This is a genomic window from Streptomyces sp. NPDC031445, from assembly GCF_055581365.1.
Genome location: NZ_JBVIJO010000016.1, coordinates 12,403 through 26,958 on the forward strand (window position 1 = coordinate 12,403; position 14,556 = coordinate 26,958).

Consider the following 14,556-nt stretch of genomic DNA (forward strand, 5'->3'; position numbering starts at 1 on the left):
TCACCTCGGGTCGGCGCCGGGGCGGCGGCTGCCCAGCACCTCGTCGCGGACGCGGGCGCAGCTGCGGCTGATCAGCCGGGAGACGTGCATCTGGGAGATGCCGAGCCGGTCGGCGATGCGGCTCTGGGTCATGTCCTCGAAGAAGCGCATGTAGAGGATGGCCCGCTCGCGCTCGGGCAGTCGGCGCAGTCCCTCCTTGGCGGCCTCGCGGTCGACCACGACGTCGTAGGAGGTGTCCGTGGCACCGAGGGTGTCGGCGAGGCTGTAGCCGTCGTCGCCGCTGGAGAGCTCGGCGTCCAGCGAGAGGGTGCTGAAGCTCTCCAGCGCCTCCATGCCGGCGCTGACGTCCTCCTCGCTGAGCCCGGTGTGGGCGGCGATGTCGGCGACGGTGGGTTCGGGGCTGCCGGGGTTCTGGGTGAGTTCGCGCCGGGCCACCCGCACCCGGTTGCGCAGCTCCTGCACCCGGCGCGGCACCCTCAGGGCCCACATCCGGTCACGGAAGTGCCGCTTCACCTCGCCGGTGATGGTCGGCACGGCGTAACTCTCGAAGGCCCCGCGCGAGGGGTCGAAACGGTCGATGGCCTTCACCAGGCCCAGGGCCGCCACCTGGCGCAGGTCCTCGACGGACTCGCCCCGGTCGCGGAACCGGCCGGCGATCCGGTGGGCCATGGGGAGCCAGGCGGTGACGAGTTCGTCGCGTACGGCGTCCCGCTCGGGTCCGTCCTCCAGCTTCGCCAGCCGGACGAACAGCTCCGCCGTGTCCGGGGCGTCGTCGTGGTTCCGCCGGCTGGGCGCCGCGGCGGCGCCGGCGGTGTCGCTGGTGGTGGCGGTCGTGCCGGGACGGCTTGTCGACATGTCGGTCAGCATGCGGAATCGCTCCTGAACGGGGTTTCAGGGCACATGGCCGGAACTGCGGTTCCAGGTCCTGGCCCGAACGGTGGTGTCAGGGTTTTCCGCGGGTGAGCCACCAGGCCCGCCGGAAGGGGGCCCAGCAGCGGGTCTGTCCCGCGGGGCAGGCGCCTCCGGTCCGAAGCACGAAACTCCGTCTGCCCCTCGGCCCCACGCGCAAACACGCTGAGCGGAACTTCCCGGACCGCTTCAGCGCAGGGGTACGACGGCCGTGATGCATTTGCCGCCGCTCGGCAGTTCCGCGACCCGGATGTCGCTGGCCAGGCGGCACACGATGGGCCAGCCACGGCCGCCGGGGTGGGGGCGGCCGGGCTCGTCGCCGGCCGGATCGGTGACCGGCAGGTCGTCGCTGTCGTCGCTCACCGAGACGCGGACGCCGCCACCGTCGACGTCGACGGCGAAGCCGGTGATGCCGCCGCCGTGCAGCAGGGCGTTGGTGGTGAGTTCCGACGTGACCAGCAGGGCGTCCTCGACGACCTCGTGCGCACACGGCAGGTCGCGGGCCCGGCACCGCTCGGTCATGACGCGTTCCACCGTTCTGCGGGCCTCGGCCGGACGGCACGGCACGTGGCCGTGCGCCTGCGGCAGGGTCGCGGTGGAAGTGGTCCGGTGCTTGTCGAGCATCCCTTCCTCCCAGATACTCCTTGAGCGGTGCCCGGATTGCAGGGTTCTCTCCCTTTCGACTGACCCGCCGGAACGCCGTCAAACACCCTCGGTGCCCGTGTCATCACGGCGGCCCGAGCGGGTACCCGCCGTACATGACCGATGTGGTGGACGCGGACGAGTTGTTGCGGCGGATCCGGCGGGGCCAGGAGCACGCGGCCGAGGAGGAGCGGGCCTGGCGGGAGCGGGCGCAGAGCCTGACGGCGACCGATCCGGAGGGCGCGCGGGAGGCGGCCGACCGGGCCCGGGCCTTCGAGGCGGTGCAGCGGGTGCTGGAGGAGATCGTCCGCCCGGGCGGGGGCCCGGTGCGGACGGAGGGAGTGAAACAGGTCACCTGACCCGCTTCCGGTTACTCAAAAGTACGGGAGATGGTTTATGGTTCACCCATAACTGACGCGGGAGCGGCGCGGAAGCCTTCCTTCCCCGCTCCGTGCGTCACCGCATACGGCCCTGGCTGGTTTCCCCCGTCCAGCCAGGGCTTTTTGCTGCCCTGGGCGCGACACGCGGCCGAAGACCCGGCCCCCTCGACGTGCTCCGGACGGTCACAGCGGCTGAAATGGGCTGAGAGGCACAGCACCCGCACCGCAACCGCCGCCGGCGAGGAGCCATGCGCCATGACCAAAGCGATCAAACTGCTGACCGCCCTCCCCCAGGCGCAGCGCGAGCGCCTGATGGAGCTGGCGAAGGAGGTGTCCTTCCCGGAGGACACCCGCATCTTCGATGCCGGCGGCACCGCCGACCGGTTCTGGGTGATCCGCTCGGGCGCGGTCCACCTCGACCAGCAGGTCACCTCGCGGCAGCGGGTGACGGTGGCCACGCTGGGCGCGGGCGACATGCTCGGCTGGTCCTGGCTGTTCCCGCCCTACCAGTGGGACTTCGGCGCGGTCGCCTTCAGCAACGTACGGGCCTACGAGTTCGACGGGCCCTCGGTGCTCGGGCTGTGCGTGGAGGATCCGCTGCTCGGGCTCTCGCTGGTGCGGACGGTGGCCGAGATCCTCGCCCACCGGCTGGAGACCACCCGGGGAAAGCTGATGGAGCAGTACGCGATCCGGCGGCGCAGCAGCCCGATCTAGGGTCTTTCGTTCGGACGAGCCCGGCATGATCCGAACGAGAGGCCCTGGCCAGGCGTGCTGTCCGGTCCGCCGGGCGCTCAGATCCGGTAGCGGCGCAGCGCCGGGACCGCGGCGGCCAGGGCCAGCATCACCACGACGACCAGGGCGCCCCCGCCCGCGACGGCGGCCCGCGGCCCGAACGCCGAACCGGCGGTTCCGTGCAGCACGTCGGCCAGGCGCGGTCCGCCCGCGACGACCACCGTGAACACCCCCTGCATCCGGCCGCGCATCTCGTCGGTCGCGGCGGACAGCAGGATGGCGCCGCGGAACACCATCGAGACCATGTCGGCGACACCGGCCACGGCGAGGAAGGCCACGGCGACCCAGAGGTTCCCGCTGAGCCCGAACCCGGCGACGGCCGCACCCCAGCCGACGACCGCCCCGATGACCATCCAGCCGTGCCTGCGGGCCCGCGAGAACACACCGGAGAACAGGCCGCCGAGCACCGCGCCGACCGGGATGCCGGCGAACAGCACACCGAGCGCCAGGCCCTCGCCGTAGGAGCCGTACGTGTCCGCGGCCAGCTCCGGGAACAGGGCGCGGGGCATGCCGAACACCATGGCGACGATGTCGGCGAGGAAGGACAGCAACAGCACCTTGTGCCGGGAGATGTAACGGAAGCCCTCCGCTATCTCGCGCAGCCCGGCCCGGCGGGCCGTGGCGCCGAGCGGCGGCAGGGCGGGCAGCCGGAAGACGGCCCACACCGTCACGCACAGCGCGAGCGCGTCGATCAGGTACAGCTCCGGCAGCCCGATGACCGGGATGAGCACACCGGCGAGCAGCGGGCCGGCCACCAGGCCGGTCTGCATCACCGTGGAGCCGAGGGCGTTGGCGGCCGGCAGCTGCTCCGCCGGGACAAGCCGGGCGATGGAGGCGGTGCGGGCGGGCGAGTTGAGCCCGAAGAACGCCTGTTGCAGGGCGAGCAGCACCATGAGGACGACGACCGAGTCCATACCGCTGACGGCCTGCGCCCAGAACAGCAGCGAGGTCACCGCGATACCGGTGTTGGTGACGAGCAGCAGCTTGCGCCGGTCCACGGTGTCGGCGACCGCCCCGCCCCACAGCGCGAAGGCCACCATGGGCACGAGGCCAGCGAGGCTCGCGTAGCCGACCCAGGCGGAGGAGTGGGTGATGTCGTAGATCTGCTTGGGCACGGCGACGGCGGTGAGCTGGCTGCCGACGGCGGTGACGATCGTCGACGACCACAGGCGCCGGTAGGCGGGGATGCGCAGCGGGCGGGTGTCCATCGCCCAGCGGCGCCAGCCGCGCCGGGGCGGGTCCTCGGCCGCCGGCGCGTCGGGATCGGGCCGGCTCTCCGTCCGGCCGGTGTCGGTGCTGCTGCTCTCGCTCGTGTCCACGGATGTCCTGGTTGCTCGTTACATCTTTTTGTTCGAGAGCCTAACTGTTCCAGGAAGTCCCGTGCGCGGCGAACGGTGTCTCTCAGGAGCCGGCGACCAGGGCCGTGCCGAGGGCGAGCATCGTGAGGGCGACCAGGCCGTCCAGGACCCGCCAGGCGCCGGGCCGGGCCAGGAACCGGCCGAGCAGCCGGGCGCCGAAGCCGAGCGCGGCGAACCAGCACAGGCTGGCGAGCGCGGCGCCGAGCCCGAACGTCCAGCGCAGCGGGCCCCGGTCGGCGGCCAGGGAGCCCAGCAGGAACACGGTGTCCAGGTAGACGTGCGGGTTCAGCCAGGTCATCGCCAGGCACATGAGCACGGCCCGGCGGCGTGAGCCGGCCGCCTCGCCCTCCGCGCGCAGTCCGGTGCCGGGGCTGAGCACCCGGCGGGCGGCCAGGGCGCCGTAGCAGAGCAGGAACGCACCGCCGACGATCCCGACCGCCCGCAGCGCGCCGGGCCAGGCGACCACGACCGCGCCGACCCCGCCGACGCCGAGCGCGATGAGCACCGCGTCGGACAGGGCGCAGATGCCCACGACGGCGAGGACGGCGTCCCGGCGCACCCCCTGCCGCAGGACGAAGGCGTTCTGGGCGCCGATGGCGACGATCAGGGAGAGGCCGGTGCCGAAGCCGGCGGCCGCGGCGGACAGGGCGTGGTTCATGCCGTCGACGCTAGGGACGCCTCGGTCACAAGTACAGCTAAAGATTTTTACGTACCATTAGCGCTCGTGATGTCAGAGCTGCCCCTGGAGCAGGTGCGGACGCTGCTGGCCGTGGTGGACGAGGGCACCTTCGACGCGGCCGCCGCCGCGCTGCACGTGACGCCGTCCGCGGTAAGCCAGCGGGTCAAGGCCCTCGAACAGCGGACCGGCCGGGTGCTGCTCCAGCGCGGCAGGCCGGTACGGCCCACGGAGTCCGGCGCCGTGCTGGTGCGGTTCGCCCGGCAGCTCTCCCGGCTGGAGCGGGACGCCTGGGGCGAGCTGGGGCTGAGCGGCGGCGGGGAGCCGACGCGGGTGTCGGTCGCGGTGAACGCGGACTCGCTCGCGACCTGGTTCCTGCCGGCCCTGACCCGGGTCCCGGGCCTGTGCTACGAGCTGCGCCGGGAGGACGAGGACCACACGGCGGCGCTGCTGCGCGAGGGCCTGGTGATGGCGGCGGTGACCTCCTCGCCGGACCCGGTGCCCGGCTGCGCGGTCCGTCCGCTCGGCCGGATGCGCTATCTTCCGGTGTCCGCCCCGGAGTTCGCCTCGGCCCACTTCGACGGACGGCCCCTCGCGGAGGCGCTGTCCCGGGCCCCCGTCGTGGTCTTCGACCGCAAGGACGACTTCCAGGACGCCTTCGCCCGCCGGCTCGGCAGCGCCTCCGCCGGCCCGTTCCGGCACCACGTGCCCACCTCGGAGGGGTTCCTGGACGCCGTCGCCGCGGGGCTCGGCTGGGGCATGGTCCCGGAGGTCCAGGCCGGTCCGCTGCTGGACCGGGCGCGGCTGGTCGCTCTCGCCCCCGGCGCGTGGATGGACGTCGCGCTGTACTGGCAGCAGTGGAAGCTCGACTCACCGGCACTGGCCTCCCTGGCCGATGCGGTGACGAGGACGGCGTCGGAGACGCTGCGCGGCTGACCCGGGTTCCGGGAGAACCCCGCCCGACCAGCACTCAAGTGCCGCTGCGCGCCCGGCGGTCGCGGGAGCGTGCGGGGGGCCTCACCCGGCGGCCCGTCACATCCTCGGCCACGGTGCCCTGTCGGCTCCCGCGGTGTTCTCCTGGGGCCGCCGCCCGGGGCGACCACCGCGCCCGTCACGTTATCTCCGCTTATCTCCGCGCGTTCCGCCGTTTCACACCTTCCTGACCGGTCACCCGAACCGGAGAACGTGTGCGCAACGCCCTCACGCCCCAACGGCGGCGCATGCGACAAGGCACGGACGACTTCGATCCGAACCAGGAGATTCCGATGGAGAACTGGCGCGAACATGCCGCGTGCCGTCACGAGGACCCCGATCTGTTCTTCCCGATCGGCACGACCGGACCCGCGCAGGTGCAGGCGCAGCAGGCCAAGGCGGTGTGCGGGCGCTGCCCGGTCCGCGAACAGTGCCTGGACTGGGCGCTGGACACGGGCCAGAGCATCGGGGTCTGGGGCGGTACGACGGAACTGGAACGGCGGGCGCTGCGGCGCCGCGCCCGCTCCCGGCAACGCTCGGGCTGACCGGCGGGGCGAGGGGGGGCTCAGCGGCCACCGCGGCGCAGGGCCCCCACTCCCGTTCCTGCCGGGCCCTCTCGTCCCGGGCCGCGTCGATCACCTCGCCGGCGATCCAGCACAACGGCTCGACCTCCGCCACCAGCGGCTCGTTGTCCGGGCCCCGGCCCATCTCGCGGCCCCGCAGGACCCAGGGGCGCACGCCGGGGCCCTTGTCGTGCGGCAGGTGCGCGTAGTCGTACAGGCGGCGCGCCACCCACAGCTCCACCGGCCGGTCCTCCCACCACTTCTCGACGTCGAGCGGGTTGGCGGACAGCCCGGGCATGGGGACGCCGGTCAGTTCGTCGGTGCCGGAGACGGCGTCGAGGTCGGTGCCCGGACCTTTGGACCAGCGCACGTACAGCAGTGCCGCGCTCGCGCGAACGGAGTACCCCCGGTCTGCCCCGGAATCGGATTCCACTGCTCCGCTCTTGATGCCCGACACCGCTCTCAGAGCTCGTCGCCTGGCGGCGGCGCGGCCGGCAGCCGCAGCGTGAAGACCGTTCCCGTCCCCGGCTCGCTCTCCACCCCGGCCGTGCCGCCGTGGGCGGCCACCAGGTGGCGGACGATCGGCAGCCCGAGCCCGCTGCCCCCGGTGCGGCGGCTGCGGGACTTCTCCGCGCGCCAGAACCGCTCGAAGACGTGCGGCAGGTCCTCGGGCGCGATGCCCGAGCCGGTGTCGGCGACGGTGAGGACCACCTCGTCGCCGTCCCGGTGTGCGGCGAGCGTGACGCTGCCGTCGGCGGGGGTGTGCCGCAGCGCGTTGGAGACCAGGTTCCCGAGGACCTGCCGCATCCGCACCGGGTCGGCATCCAGCCAGGCGCCGGCGTCGGCCCCGGTGCGCAGGGCGACCCCGGCGGCGTCGGCGGCGACGCGGTGGGCGGCGGCGACCTGGTCGAGCAGGTCGCCGGCCGGCAGCGGCTCGCGGTGCAGGCGCAGGGTGCCGGCGTCGGCCGCGGCGAGGTCCTGGAGGTCGTCGATGATCCGCTGGAGGACGAGCGCCTCCTCGTGCAGAGAGTCCAGCAGCGCCGGGTCGGGCTCGACGACGCCGTCCCGGACGACCTCGAGCCAGCCCCGGATGTTGGTGAGCGGGCTGCGCAGTTCGTGCGCGATGTCGCTGACCATGGCCTTGCGCTGCGCCTCCAGGCGGGCGCGGCGCTCGGTGAGGTCGTTGAACGCCTCGGCGAGGATGCCGGTCTCGTCCCGGGTGGTCACCGGCACGCGCACATGCAGCTCGGGCGGCTGCTGGGCGGCGAGGGTCAGCGCGCGCAGCGGCCGTACCAGCCGGACGGCGACGACGGCGGTCACGGCCACGGTGACGGCGAGGACCAGCCCGGCCACGCCGACCACCTTGGCCTTGTTGGCCGGTGACATGTCGAAGCGGGCGGGGTTCTGGTCGCCGATGCCGAGGAACAGCTCGGCCACCGGGGCGACATAGGGCTGGAGCTGGGTGCGGCGGGCGGTCTGGACACAGCGCTGGGCGGTCCGCGTGGCCTCGCCGGTGCCGAGCCTGGCGAGCTTGGCGACCAGGAAACCGCCGCCGAAGGGGTCCTTGCCGCGGGGGTCGAACGTGAAGAACAGCCGTCCGTCGAGGGCCAGTCCGTCCTTGCGCAGACAGGGGCGCACCAGGTCGGACAGGGCGTCCAGGGCCTTCTGCTCGGTCGCGGTGGGGGTGTTGAGCCGGCCGTCCTCGCACACGTCGGCGCCGTAGGCGGAAGGGTCGGCGCCGTCCGCGACGGTGACCACCGGCCGCCCGCTCTCGGTCCGTTCGGTACGGGCCTGGAGGCCGTGGCGTTCGTAGCAGTGTGCGCGTTGCGCGGCCAGCGAGTCGAGTCTGACGCGTTCCGCGGCCGGCAGCAGGTAGGGGCCCACCACGCGCGGGTCGATGCCGCTGAGCTGGGCGCCGGTCTCGGTGTAGGTGTCGGTGCGCAGCGGGTCGACGGTGGCGGCGGGGCGGGGCGGCAGCGGGGTGCCGGGGGGCGCGGAGTCGGCGACCAGGGTGCGGTCGGCGGTGGTGAGGGCGATCCGGCGGCCGGTGCGGGCGGCCAGCTCCCGCAGGGCGGGCCGGATGCCCGCCCAGTCCGAGTGGGTGGCCGCGTAGCCGCTGAGCTGGGCGAGGATGCGGTTGCCGGCGGCGAGGTCCTGCCCCTGTTCCTCCTTCAGGGCGCTGGTGGTGGTGGTCACGGCGAGCCAGGCGGTGGCCGCCACGGAACAGACGGCGATCAGCGCGGACACGAACAGCAGCCGGACGACCAGCCGTTTGCGCACCGGGATGCGGCGCCTCACCGCCGGCCGCCGCTCAGCTTGTAGCCGACGCCGAACACGGTCAGCAGCCGCACCGGCCGCCGCGGGTCGGCCTCGATCTTGCGGCGCAGGTTCATGATGTGCACGTCGACGGCCCGCTCGGTGGAGGCCCGGTCGAAGCCGCGGGTGCAGTGCAGCAGTTGCCGCCGGGTGAAAACCCGCTCCGGCTCCCCCGCCATGGCCAGCAGGATCTGGAACTCGGCCGGTGTGCACTCCACCGGCGCGCCGTCGCAGCGCACCTCGTGCCGTACCGGGTCGACGCTGATCCCGGCGGCCCGCACGACCGGGTCGTCGTCCCGGGCGCCGACGCCCCGCCCGCTGCGCCGCAGGACCGTGCGGATGCGGGCCATCAGCTCGCGCGGGCTGTACGGCTTGGTCAGGTAGTCGTCGGCGCCGACGTCGAGGCCGAGCAGGACGTCGTCCTCGGCGGAGCGGGCGGTGAGCATGACCACCGGGATGTCCGGCCGCTCCGGGCCGGCGCGCAGCGCCCGGCAGACGCCGAAGCCGTCGAGGACCGGCAGCATCAGGTCAAGGACGACGAGGTCGGGCCGCAGCCGGCGGGCGGCGTCGAGTGCCGCCGCGCCGTCGTGCACGACGGTGGCGGTGTGGCCCTCGGCCAGCAGGGAGCGGCGGAGCAGTTCGGCCTGTTTCTCGTCGTCCTCGGCGACCAGCACATGTGCGCACACGAGTTCGGATCCTAAGCGGCTCAGTGCGCGAGCCAGTCGGCGTGCCCCATGACGACGACCGGGTGCCGGCCGGGGTCGAGGGTGCGCAGGAGGTCCTTCATGTGCGCCTTGGCGACGCTGACGCAGCCGTGGGTGGGTCCGCCGTGGTCGACGTGCAGCCACACTCCCCCGCCGCGTCCCGGGCCGAGGGGCCGGGTCCAGTCCAGGGGCGAGGTGCCGGGCCGGCGGTTGTAGTCGATGGCGATGACGTAGTCGAAGGAGCCCTCCAGGGATTCGCCCTCGAAGCCGGTGCCGGGCGAGTGGAACCCGCTGGAGTGGTGGTAGGGGAGCTTGCCGCCGGGGTCCGGGAGCAGGCCGCCGGCGTCGGAGAGGGTGTAGACGCCGAGCGGGGAGCGCAGGTCGCCGAGCATGTGGTGGGCGCTCCAGCCGTGCAGCGCGTTGTGGCCGGGCCAGGCGGGCCCGGCCTGCCAGCCGGTGGCGGTGCGCCGGTGCAGCACGACGGTGCAGAGCGGGGAGTTCTCGCCGCGCCCGGTGACGACCACGGCCTGGGTGCAGCGCTCGGGTATCGCCGCGGTCCGCTCGGGCCCGAGGCCGGGTATGCCGCGCGGGGCCGACGGGCTGGGCGTGCCGGGGGTGGGCGCCGGTGCCGGACGGCGGGCCGGGGTCCGGACTTCGGTCGCCTCGGCTCCGCCGCCGCAGCCGGTGAGCAGCAGCGGGGAGGCGAGGAGAGCGACGGCGGTTCTGCGTCGGATCATGAGTCGATCTTGACCGGTAGTTGTTTGGAACCGGTCAGCGTCCCGAGTGTGGAGCGAACTTCCGGTGTTTCAGGGCCGGTTCGGCTTGCCCGCCGAGTAGAGCCAGGTGCGGAACAGCCCGTCCAACCGCTTCCCCGAGGTCTTCTCGGCGAGCCGGACGAACTGTGCCGTGGTCCCGTGCCCGCCGCGGTGTCCGGTCGCCCAGGCGCGCAGGGTGCGGAAGAAGTCCCGGTCGCCGACGGCCCGGCGCAGCTCGTGCAGGACCATGGCGCCCCGGGCGTAGACGGGGGTGCCGAAGATGTTCTCGCCGCTGCCCGGGTCGCCGGGCGGGTAGGCCCACAACTCGTCGCTCGCGGGGCGGGCGTAGAGGGAGTCGAAGGCCTGCTGGGCGCTGCGGCCGCCGTGCTGCTCCTCGTAGAGCCACTCGGCGTAGGTGGCGAAGCCCTCGTTGAGCCAGATGTCCTTCCACGCGGTGAGGGTGACGGAGTCGCCGAACCACTGGTGGGCGCTCTCGTGGACGAGGGTGCCGAGGTCGGGTGCGGAGTCGTAGACCGGCCGGGTCTGGGTCTCCAGGGCGTAGCCGACGTCCGGGGCGTGGTCGACGATGGCCCCGGCGGCCCGGAACGGGTACGGCCCGAAGAGCTTGCTCTCCCACTCCAGCACGGAGGGCAGCTTCTTCAGCGCGGGCGCCGCGGCGCGGGCCTCGCGGGCGTCCACCGCGTTGTACACCTGGATGCCGTCGCGGGTGGTGTACCGCTCGACCTGGAACTTCCCTATGGAGGCGGTCGCCAGGTAGGCGGCCATGGGCTGGGTCTCGCGCCACCGGAAGGTCGTCTTCCCGCCGGTGGTGCGCTGCCCGAGCAGGACGCCGTTGGCGACGGCGGTGCGCCCCTCGGGGACGGTGAGGGTGAAGTCGTACGACGCCTTGTCCTTCGGGTGGGCGTTGGCCGGGAACCACGTCATCGCGCCCTGCGGCTCGCCGGCGACGAACGCGCCGTCGTCGGTGGGGATCCAGCCGTCCGCCGATCCGTCGGGGTCGGTGACCGGCTTCGGGGTGCCGTGGTAGGCGACGGTGACGCGGAAGTCCTGCCCGGCGCGCAGGGGGTGGCGCGGGGTGACGACGAGTTCTTGGCCGTCGCGCCGGAAGGACGCCTGCGTGCGGCCGACGGTGACGGCGGTGACCGTCAGGCCCTTGAGGTCGAGGTCGAAGCGGCCGAGCCGCTGGGTGGCGCGGGCGGTGAGCACCGCGGTGGCGTCCAGGCGGCGGGCCGCGGTGTCGTAACGCAGGGTCAGGTCGTAGTGGCGGACGTCGTAGCCGCCGTTGCCGCTGAGCGGGAAGTACGGGTCGCCCGCGCCGGGCGCCCCGGTGGCGCCCGGGGCCGTGGGGCCCGCGGCGCCGAGGAGGGCGGCCACGGCGACGGGGACGGTGGCCAGGACGGCGGTACGGCGGCGGGCGGGCTGTCTGCGGGGTGGCGTCACATGCGCTCCTCGGAAGTGGCCGGTGATCGACTGGCCGTCAGAGTAGGCGCCGCCCGGGCCCGGTTTCCCCCTTGTTCCGGTCAAGTCGTGCCGCGTCGCCGCCGGGTGGGCGGCGACCGGCGCAGTACGCTCGCACGACCGTCCACGACCCGAGAGGGGCCCGACCGTGAGCGTGCGTGTGCGCCGGATCTACGAACCGCCCGAGCCCGACGACGGCCTGCGCGTCCTGGTCGACCGGCTGTGGCCGCGCGGCCTCGCCAAGGACGCGGTGCGGGTGGACGAGTGGCCGAAGGAACTGACCCCGTCGAGCGAACTGCGCACGTGGTACCACGGCGGGGGCTCCTACGAGGAGTTCCGCAGCCGCTACGAGCAGGAGCTGGAGGCCCCCCGGGCCGCCGAACTGCTGGACCGCCTGAGGGAGTCGGCCCGCAAAGGCACGGTGACCCTCCTCACGGCGTCCAAGAAGACGGAGGAGAGCCACGCGCACGTCCTGGCGGAGCTGGTGGAGGGCTGAGGTCAGCCGGTCTGCCGGGCCGCGTGCCGGCCCGCCGCGCGGCCGGAGAAGAGGCAGCCGCCGAGGAAGGTGCCCTCCAGGGCGTTGTAGCCGTGGACACCGCCACCGCCGAACCCGGCGACCTCACCGGCCGCGTACAGTCCCTCGACCGGCGTGCCGTCGGTGCCGAGCGCCCGGGAGTCCAGGTCGGTCTGGATGCCGCCGAGGGTCTTGCGGGTCAGCACGTGCAGCCGGACCGCGATGAGGGGGCCCGCGGCCGGGTCGAGGAGGCGGTGGGGGGCGGCGACGCGGGCGAGGCGGTCGCCGATGTAGCGGCGGGCGTTGCGGATGCCCTGGACCTGGGCGTCCTTGCTGTAGGGGTGGGCGATCTGGAGGTCGCGGGCCTCGATCTGGCGGCGCACCACGGCCGCGTCCAGCAGCGGCTCGCCGGTCAGGGCGTTCATCTTCCCGACGAGCTGCTCCAGGTTCCCGGCGGTGACGAAGTCGGCGCCGTGTTCGAGGAAGGCCCGCACCGGTGGGGGGGCGCCCTTGCCGAGCAGCCGGTCGCGCAGCACGGCCTTGCGGTCCTTGGCGGTGACGTCGGGGTTCTGCTCGGAGCCGGAGAGCGCGAACTCCTTCTCGATGATCTTCCGGGTGAGGACGAACCAGGAGTGGTCGTACCCGGCGATGTCCTCGGTGGTGCGCAGGTACCTGAGGGTGCTGAGCGTGTCGTAGCCGGGCAGGCAGGGGTCGGGCAGCCGGCGGCCGAGGGCGTCGAGCCATATGGAGGACGGGCCGGGCAGCAGGCGGATGCCGTGGCCCGGCCATATCGGGTCCCAGTTCTGCAGGCCCTCGGTGTAGTGCCACATGCGGTCGCGGTTGACGAGGCGTACGCCGGCCTCGGCGCTGATGTCGAGCATGCGGCCGTCCACGTAGGCGGGGACGCCGGTGACCATCTCTGCGGGGGGTGTGCCGAGCCGTTCGGGCCAGTGGCGGCGGACCATGTCGTGGTCGGCGCCGATGCCGCCGGTGGTGACGACCACCGCCTGGGCGGTGAGTTCGAAGTCGCCGGCGCGGTCACGGCTGGAGGCGACGCCGCGCGGGGAGTCGTCGGGGGCGAGGACGGTACCGCGCACACCGCGTGCCGTGCCGCCCTCGATGACCAGCTCGTCCACCCGGTGGCGGTGGTGGAAGGCCAGCAGCCCGTCCCGGGCGGCCTGCCGGGCGTACCGCACGAAAGGCTCGACCACGCCGGTGCCGCTGCCCCAGGCGATGTGGAAGCGGGGTACGGAGTTGCCGTGTCCGTCCGCCCGCAGGTCACCGCGCTCGGCCCAGCCCACCGTCGGCAGCAGCTCGATGCCGTGTCCCTGGAGCCAGGACCGCTTCTCGCCGGCCGCGAACTCGACGTAGGCGCGGGCCCAGCGCACCGCCCAGGAGTCCTCGTCGGCGAGCCGGTCGAACCGCGCGCTGCCCTGCCAGTCGTTCCAGGCGAGGGCGAAGGAGTCCTTGACGCCGAGGCGGCGCTGCTCGGGCGAGTCCACGAGGAAGAGCCCGCCGAAGGCCCAGAACGCCTGGCCGCCGAGGTTGGCGGCGTTCTCCTGGTCGACCAGGGCCACCCGGCGGCCCCGGCTGGTGAGTTCGTGCGCCGCGACCAGGCCGGCGAGACCCGCTCCGACGACGATGACGTCCGCGTCCATGACGACTGTGTCCTTCCTGACGGTGCTCGGCGGTGTACTCGGTCCGGTGCCGGCCCGCGCCGGCGCGCGTGCGCTCGTACGGCGGTGCCGTTCCGGCTGTGCTCAGGTGACGGGGGTGCGGCTGCCGTCCGTGAGCAGCGCGGTGAGCAGCTGCTTCAGCCAGATCCGGGCGGCCTCGACGTCCCGGTCCAGCAGCAGCTGGGTGGTGACCCCGTCGTAGGCGGCGACCACGGCGTGCGCGGCACCGTCGACGTCGCCGAGCACGGCGGGCAGTGCGGTGTGGCCGCGCGCCCGGGAGAGCCGGTCGGCGATGGCCTGCCGGAGCCGGGCGCGGTGGTCGAGGAGGGCCCGGGCGACGGCCGGGTGCCGGGCCGCGTGCACCAGGAAGTCGGTCTTCACGAGCAGCCAGTCGACGTCCAGCAGCAGCACCTCGGTGACCCGGTCCACGGCGGCGGGCACGTCGAGGCCGGGGCCGTCCATGGCGAGGGCGTCGGCCACCTGCGCGGCGATGAGGTCGGCGCGCTGCTGGTACAGGGCGAAGAACAGCTCGTCCAGGGTGGCGAAGTTCGAGTAGAACGCGCCCCGGCTGAACCCGGCCGCCTCGCAGACCTCCTCGATGGAGACGCGGCCGTAGCCCTTGGCCGCGAACACCGCGAACGCGGCGTCGAGCAGCCGGGCGCGGGTGTGGACCCGGCGCCGGGTGACGCGTCCGGCCGTCTCCATGGCTGTCTCCTCCCGCTGGATACGCGAATGTATCGGATACACCGCTGTATCGAAAGCCTCCGGTCACCCGCCGGTCCCCCGGGGCCCCCATTGATCAATAGGAACGTACTTTCGA

15 protein-coding genes and 1 pseudogene are annotated in these 14,556 nt (G+C 73.6%); 5 read left to right on the forward strand and 11 right to left on the reverse strand.

Annotated features, from left to right (window positions below; genetic code table 11):
• Both ACZ5DC_RS33735 and ACZ5DC_RS33740 read right to left on the reverse strand, forming a co-directional pair.
• Complete coding sequence (locus ACZ5DC_RS33735; RefSeq protein WP_468659143.1) at window positions 1-867, reverse strand: RNA polymerase sigma factor SigF; 867 nt, start codon at window positions 865-867, stop codon at window positions 1-3.
• 231 nt (window positions 868-1,098) lie between these two features.
• Entirely contained in the window at window positions 1,099-1,533 is a 435-nt protein-coding gene (locus ACZ5DC_RS33740) for an ATP-binding protein (RefSeq protein ID WP_468659145.1), read from the reverse strand.
• 134 nt (window positions 1,534-1,667) lie between these two features.
• Here ACZ5DC_RS33740 and ACZ5DC_RS33745 point away from each other — a divergent pair, with 134 nt between their 5' ends.
• Together ACZ5DC_RS33745 and ACZ5DC_RS33750 are read left to right on the forward strand one after the other, a co-directional pair.
• A complete protein-coding gene (locus ACZ5DC_RS33745; RefSeq protein WP_468659147.1) occupies window positions 1,668-1,910 on the forward strand; it encodes a hypothetical protein in 243 nt (80 codons plus the stop codon).
• 276 nt (window positions 1,911-2,186) lie between these two features.
• Window positions 2,187-2,645: a cyclic nucleotide-binding domain-containing protein gene (locus ACZ5DC_RS33750; RefSeq protein WP_366753032.1), complete on the forward strand. Its 459-nt coding sequence runs from the start codon at window positions 2,187-2,189 to the stop codon at window positions 2,643-2,645.
• Window positions 2,646-2,722: 77 nt separating this feature from the next.
• Here the strand turns inward: ACZ5DC_RS33750 and ACZ5DC_RS33755 are convergent, their stop codons facing one another.
• Together ACZ5DC_RS33755 and ACZ5DC_RS33760 are read right to left on the reverse strand one after the other, a co-directional pair.
• On the reverse strand, window positions 2,723-4,042 hold the full coding sequence (locus ACZ5DC_RS33755) for an MFS transporter (protein ID WP_468659150.1): 1,320 nt from the start codon (window positions 4,040-4,042) through the stop codon (window positions 2,723-2,725).
• An 82-nt stretch (window positions 4,043-4,124) separates the two neighbouring features.
• On the reverse strand, window positions 4,125-4,739 hold the full coding sequence (locus ACZ5DC_RS33760; protein WP_468659152.1) for a LysE/ArgO family amino acid transporter: 615 nt from the start codon (window positions 4,737-4,739) through the stop codon (window positions 4,125-4,127).
• 66 nt (window positions 4,740-4,805) lie between these two features.
• Here ACZ5DC_RS33760 and ACZ5DC_RS33765 point away from each other — a divergent pair, with 66 nt between their 5' ends.
• Together ACZ5DC_RS33765 and ACZ5DC_RS33770 are read left to right on the forward strand one after the other, a co-directional pair.
• On the forward strand, window positions 4,806-5,693 hold the full coding sequence (locus tag ACZ5DC_RS33765) for a LysR family transcriptional regulator ArgP (protein WP_468659154.1): 888 nt from the start codon (window positions 4,806-4,808) through the stop codon (window positions 5,691-5,693).
• Window positions 5,694-6,022: 329 nt separating this feature from the next.
• Entirely contained in the window at window positions 6,023-6,274 is a 252-nt protein-coding gene (locus ACZ5DC_RS33770) for a WhiB family transcriptional regulator (RefSeq protein ID WP_171160258.1), read from the forward strand.
• 20 nt (window positions 6,275-6,294) lie between these two features.
• Here ACZ5DC_RS33770 and ACZ5DC_RS33775 read toward each other — a convergent pair.
• The 5 genes and pseudogenes from ACZ5DC_RS33775 to ACZ5DC_RS33795 all read right to left on the reverse strand — a co-directional run bounded on the left by ACZ5DC_RS33775 (window position 6,295) and on the right by ACZ5DC_RS33795 (window position 11,528).
• A pseudogene (locus ACZ5DC_RS33775) lies at window positions 6,295-6,725 on the reverse strand (DUF6098 family protein).
• 29 nt (window positions 6,726-6,754) lie between these two features.
• Window positions 6,755-8,590 (reverse strand): sensor histidine kinase, encoded by a 1,836-nt coding sequence (locus tag ACZ5DC_RS33780; RefSeq protein WP_468659156.1) that lies wholly within the window; start codon window positions 8,588-8,590, stop codon window positions 6,755-6,757.
• Entirely contained in the window at window positions 8,587-9,294 is a 708-nt protein-coding gene (locus tag ACZ5DC_RS33785) for a response regulator transcription factor (RefSeq protein WP_468659158.1), read from the reverse strand. Before ACZ5DC_RS33785 ends, ACZ5DC_RS33780 begins: the two co-directional genes overlap by 4 nt.
• Before the next feature lie 20 nt (window positions 9,295-9,314).
• Window positions 9,315-10,049: a L,D-transpeptidase family protein gene (locus tag ACZ5DC_RS33790; protein ID WP_468659160.1), complete on the reverse strand. Its 735-nt coding sequence runs from the start codon at window positions 10,047-10,049 to the stop codon at window positions 9,315-9,317.
• Between the two features lie 69 nt (window positions 10,050-10,118).
• On the reverse strand, window positions 10,119-11,528 hold the full coding sequence (locus ACZ5DC_RS33795; protein ID WP_468659162.1) for a M1 family metallopeptidase: 1,410 nt from the start codon (window positions 11,526-11,528) through the stop codon (window positions 10,119-10,121).
• Window positions 11,529-11,694: 166 nt separating this feature from the next.
• On the opposite strand from ACZ5DC_RS33795, the gene ACZ5DC_RS33800 reads away from it, so the two are divergent.
• Entirely contained in the window at window positions 11,695-12,042 is a 348-nt protein-coding gene (locus ACZ5DC_RS33800) for a DUF488 domain-containing protein (protein WP_468659164.1), read from the forward strand.
• A 2-nt stretch (window positions 12,043-12,044) separates the two neighbouring features.
• Here the strand turns inward: ACZ5DC_RS33800 and ACZ5DC_RS33805 are convergent, their stop codons facing one another.
• Together ACZ5DC_RS33805 and ACZ5DC_RS33810 are read right to left on the reverse strand one after the other, a co-directional pair.
• Window positions 12,045-13,718, reverse strand: a complete 1,674-nt coding sequence (locus tag ACZ5DC_RS33805) for an FAD-binding dehydrogenase (RefSeq protein WP_468659165.1) — start codon at window positions 13,716-13,718, stop codon at window positions 12,045-12,047.
• Between the two features lie 102 nt (window positions 13,719-13,820).
• Window positions 13,821-14,441, reverse strand: coding sequence for a TetR/AcrR family transcriptional regulator (locus ACZ5DC_RS33810; RefSeq protein WP_468659167.1), 621 nt, complete (start codon window positions 14,439-14,441; stop codon window positions 13,821-13,823).
• Between the last annotated feature and the right edge of the window lie 115 nt (window positions 14,442-14,556).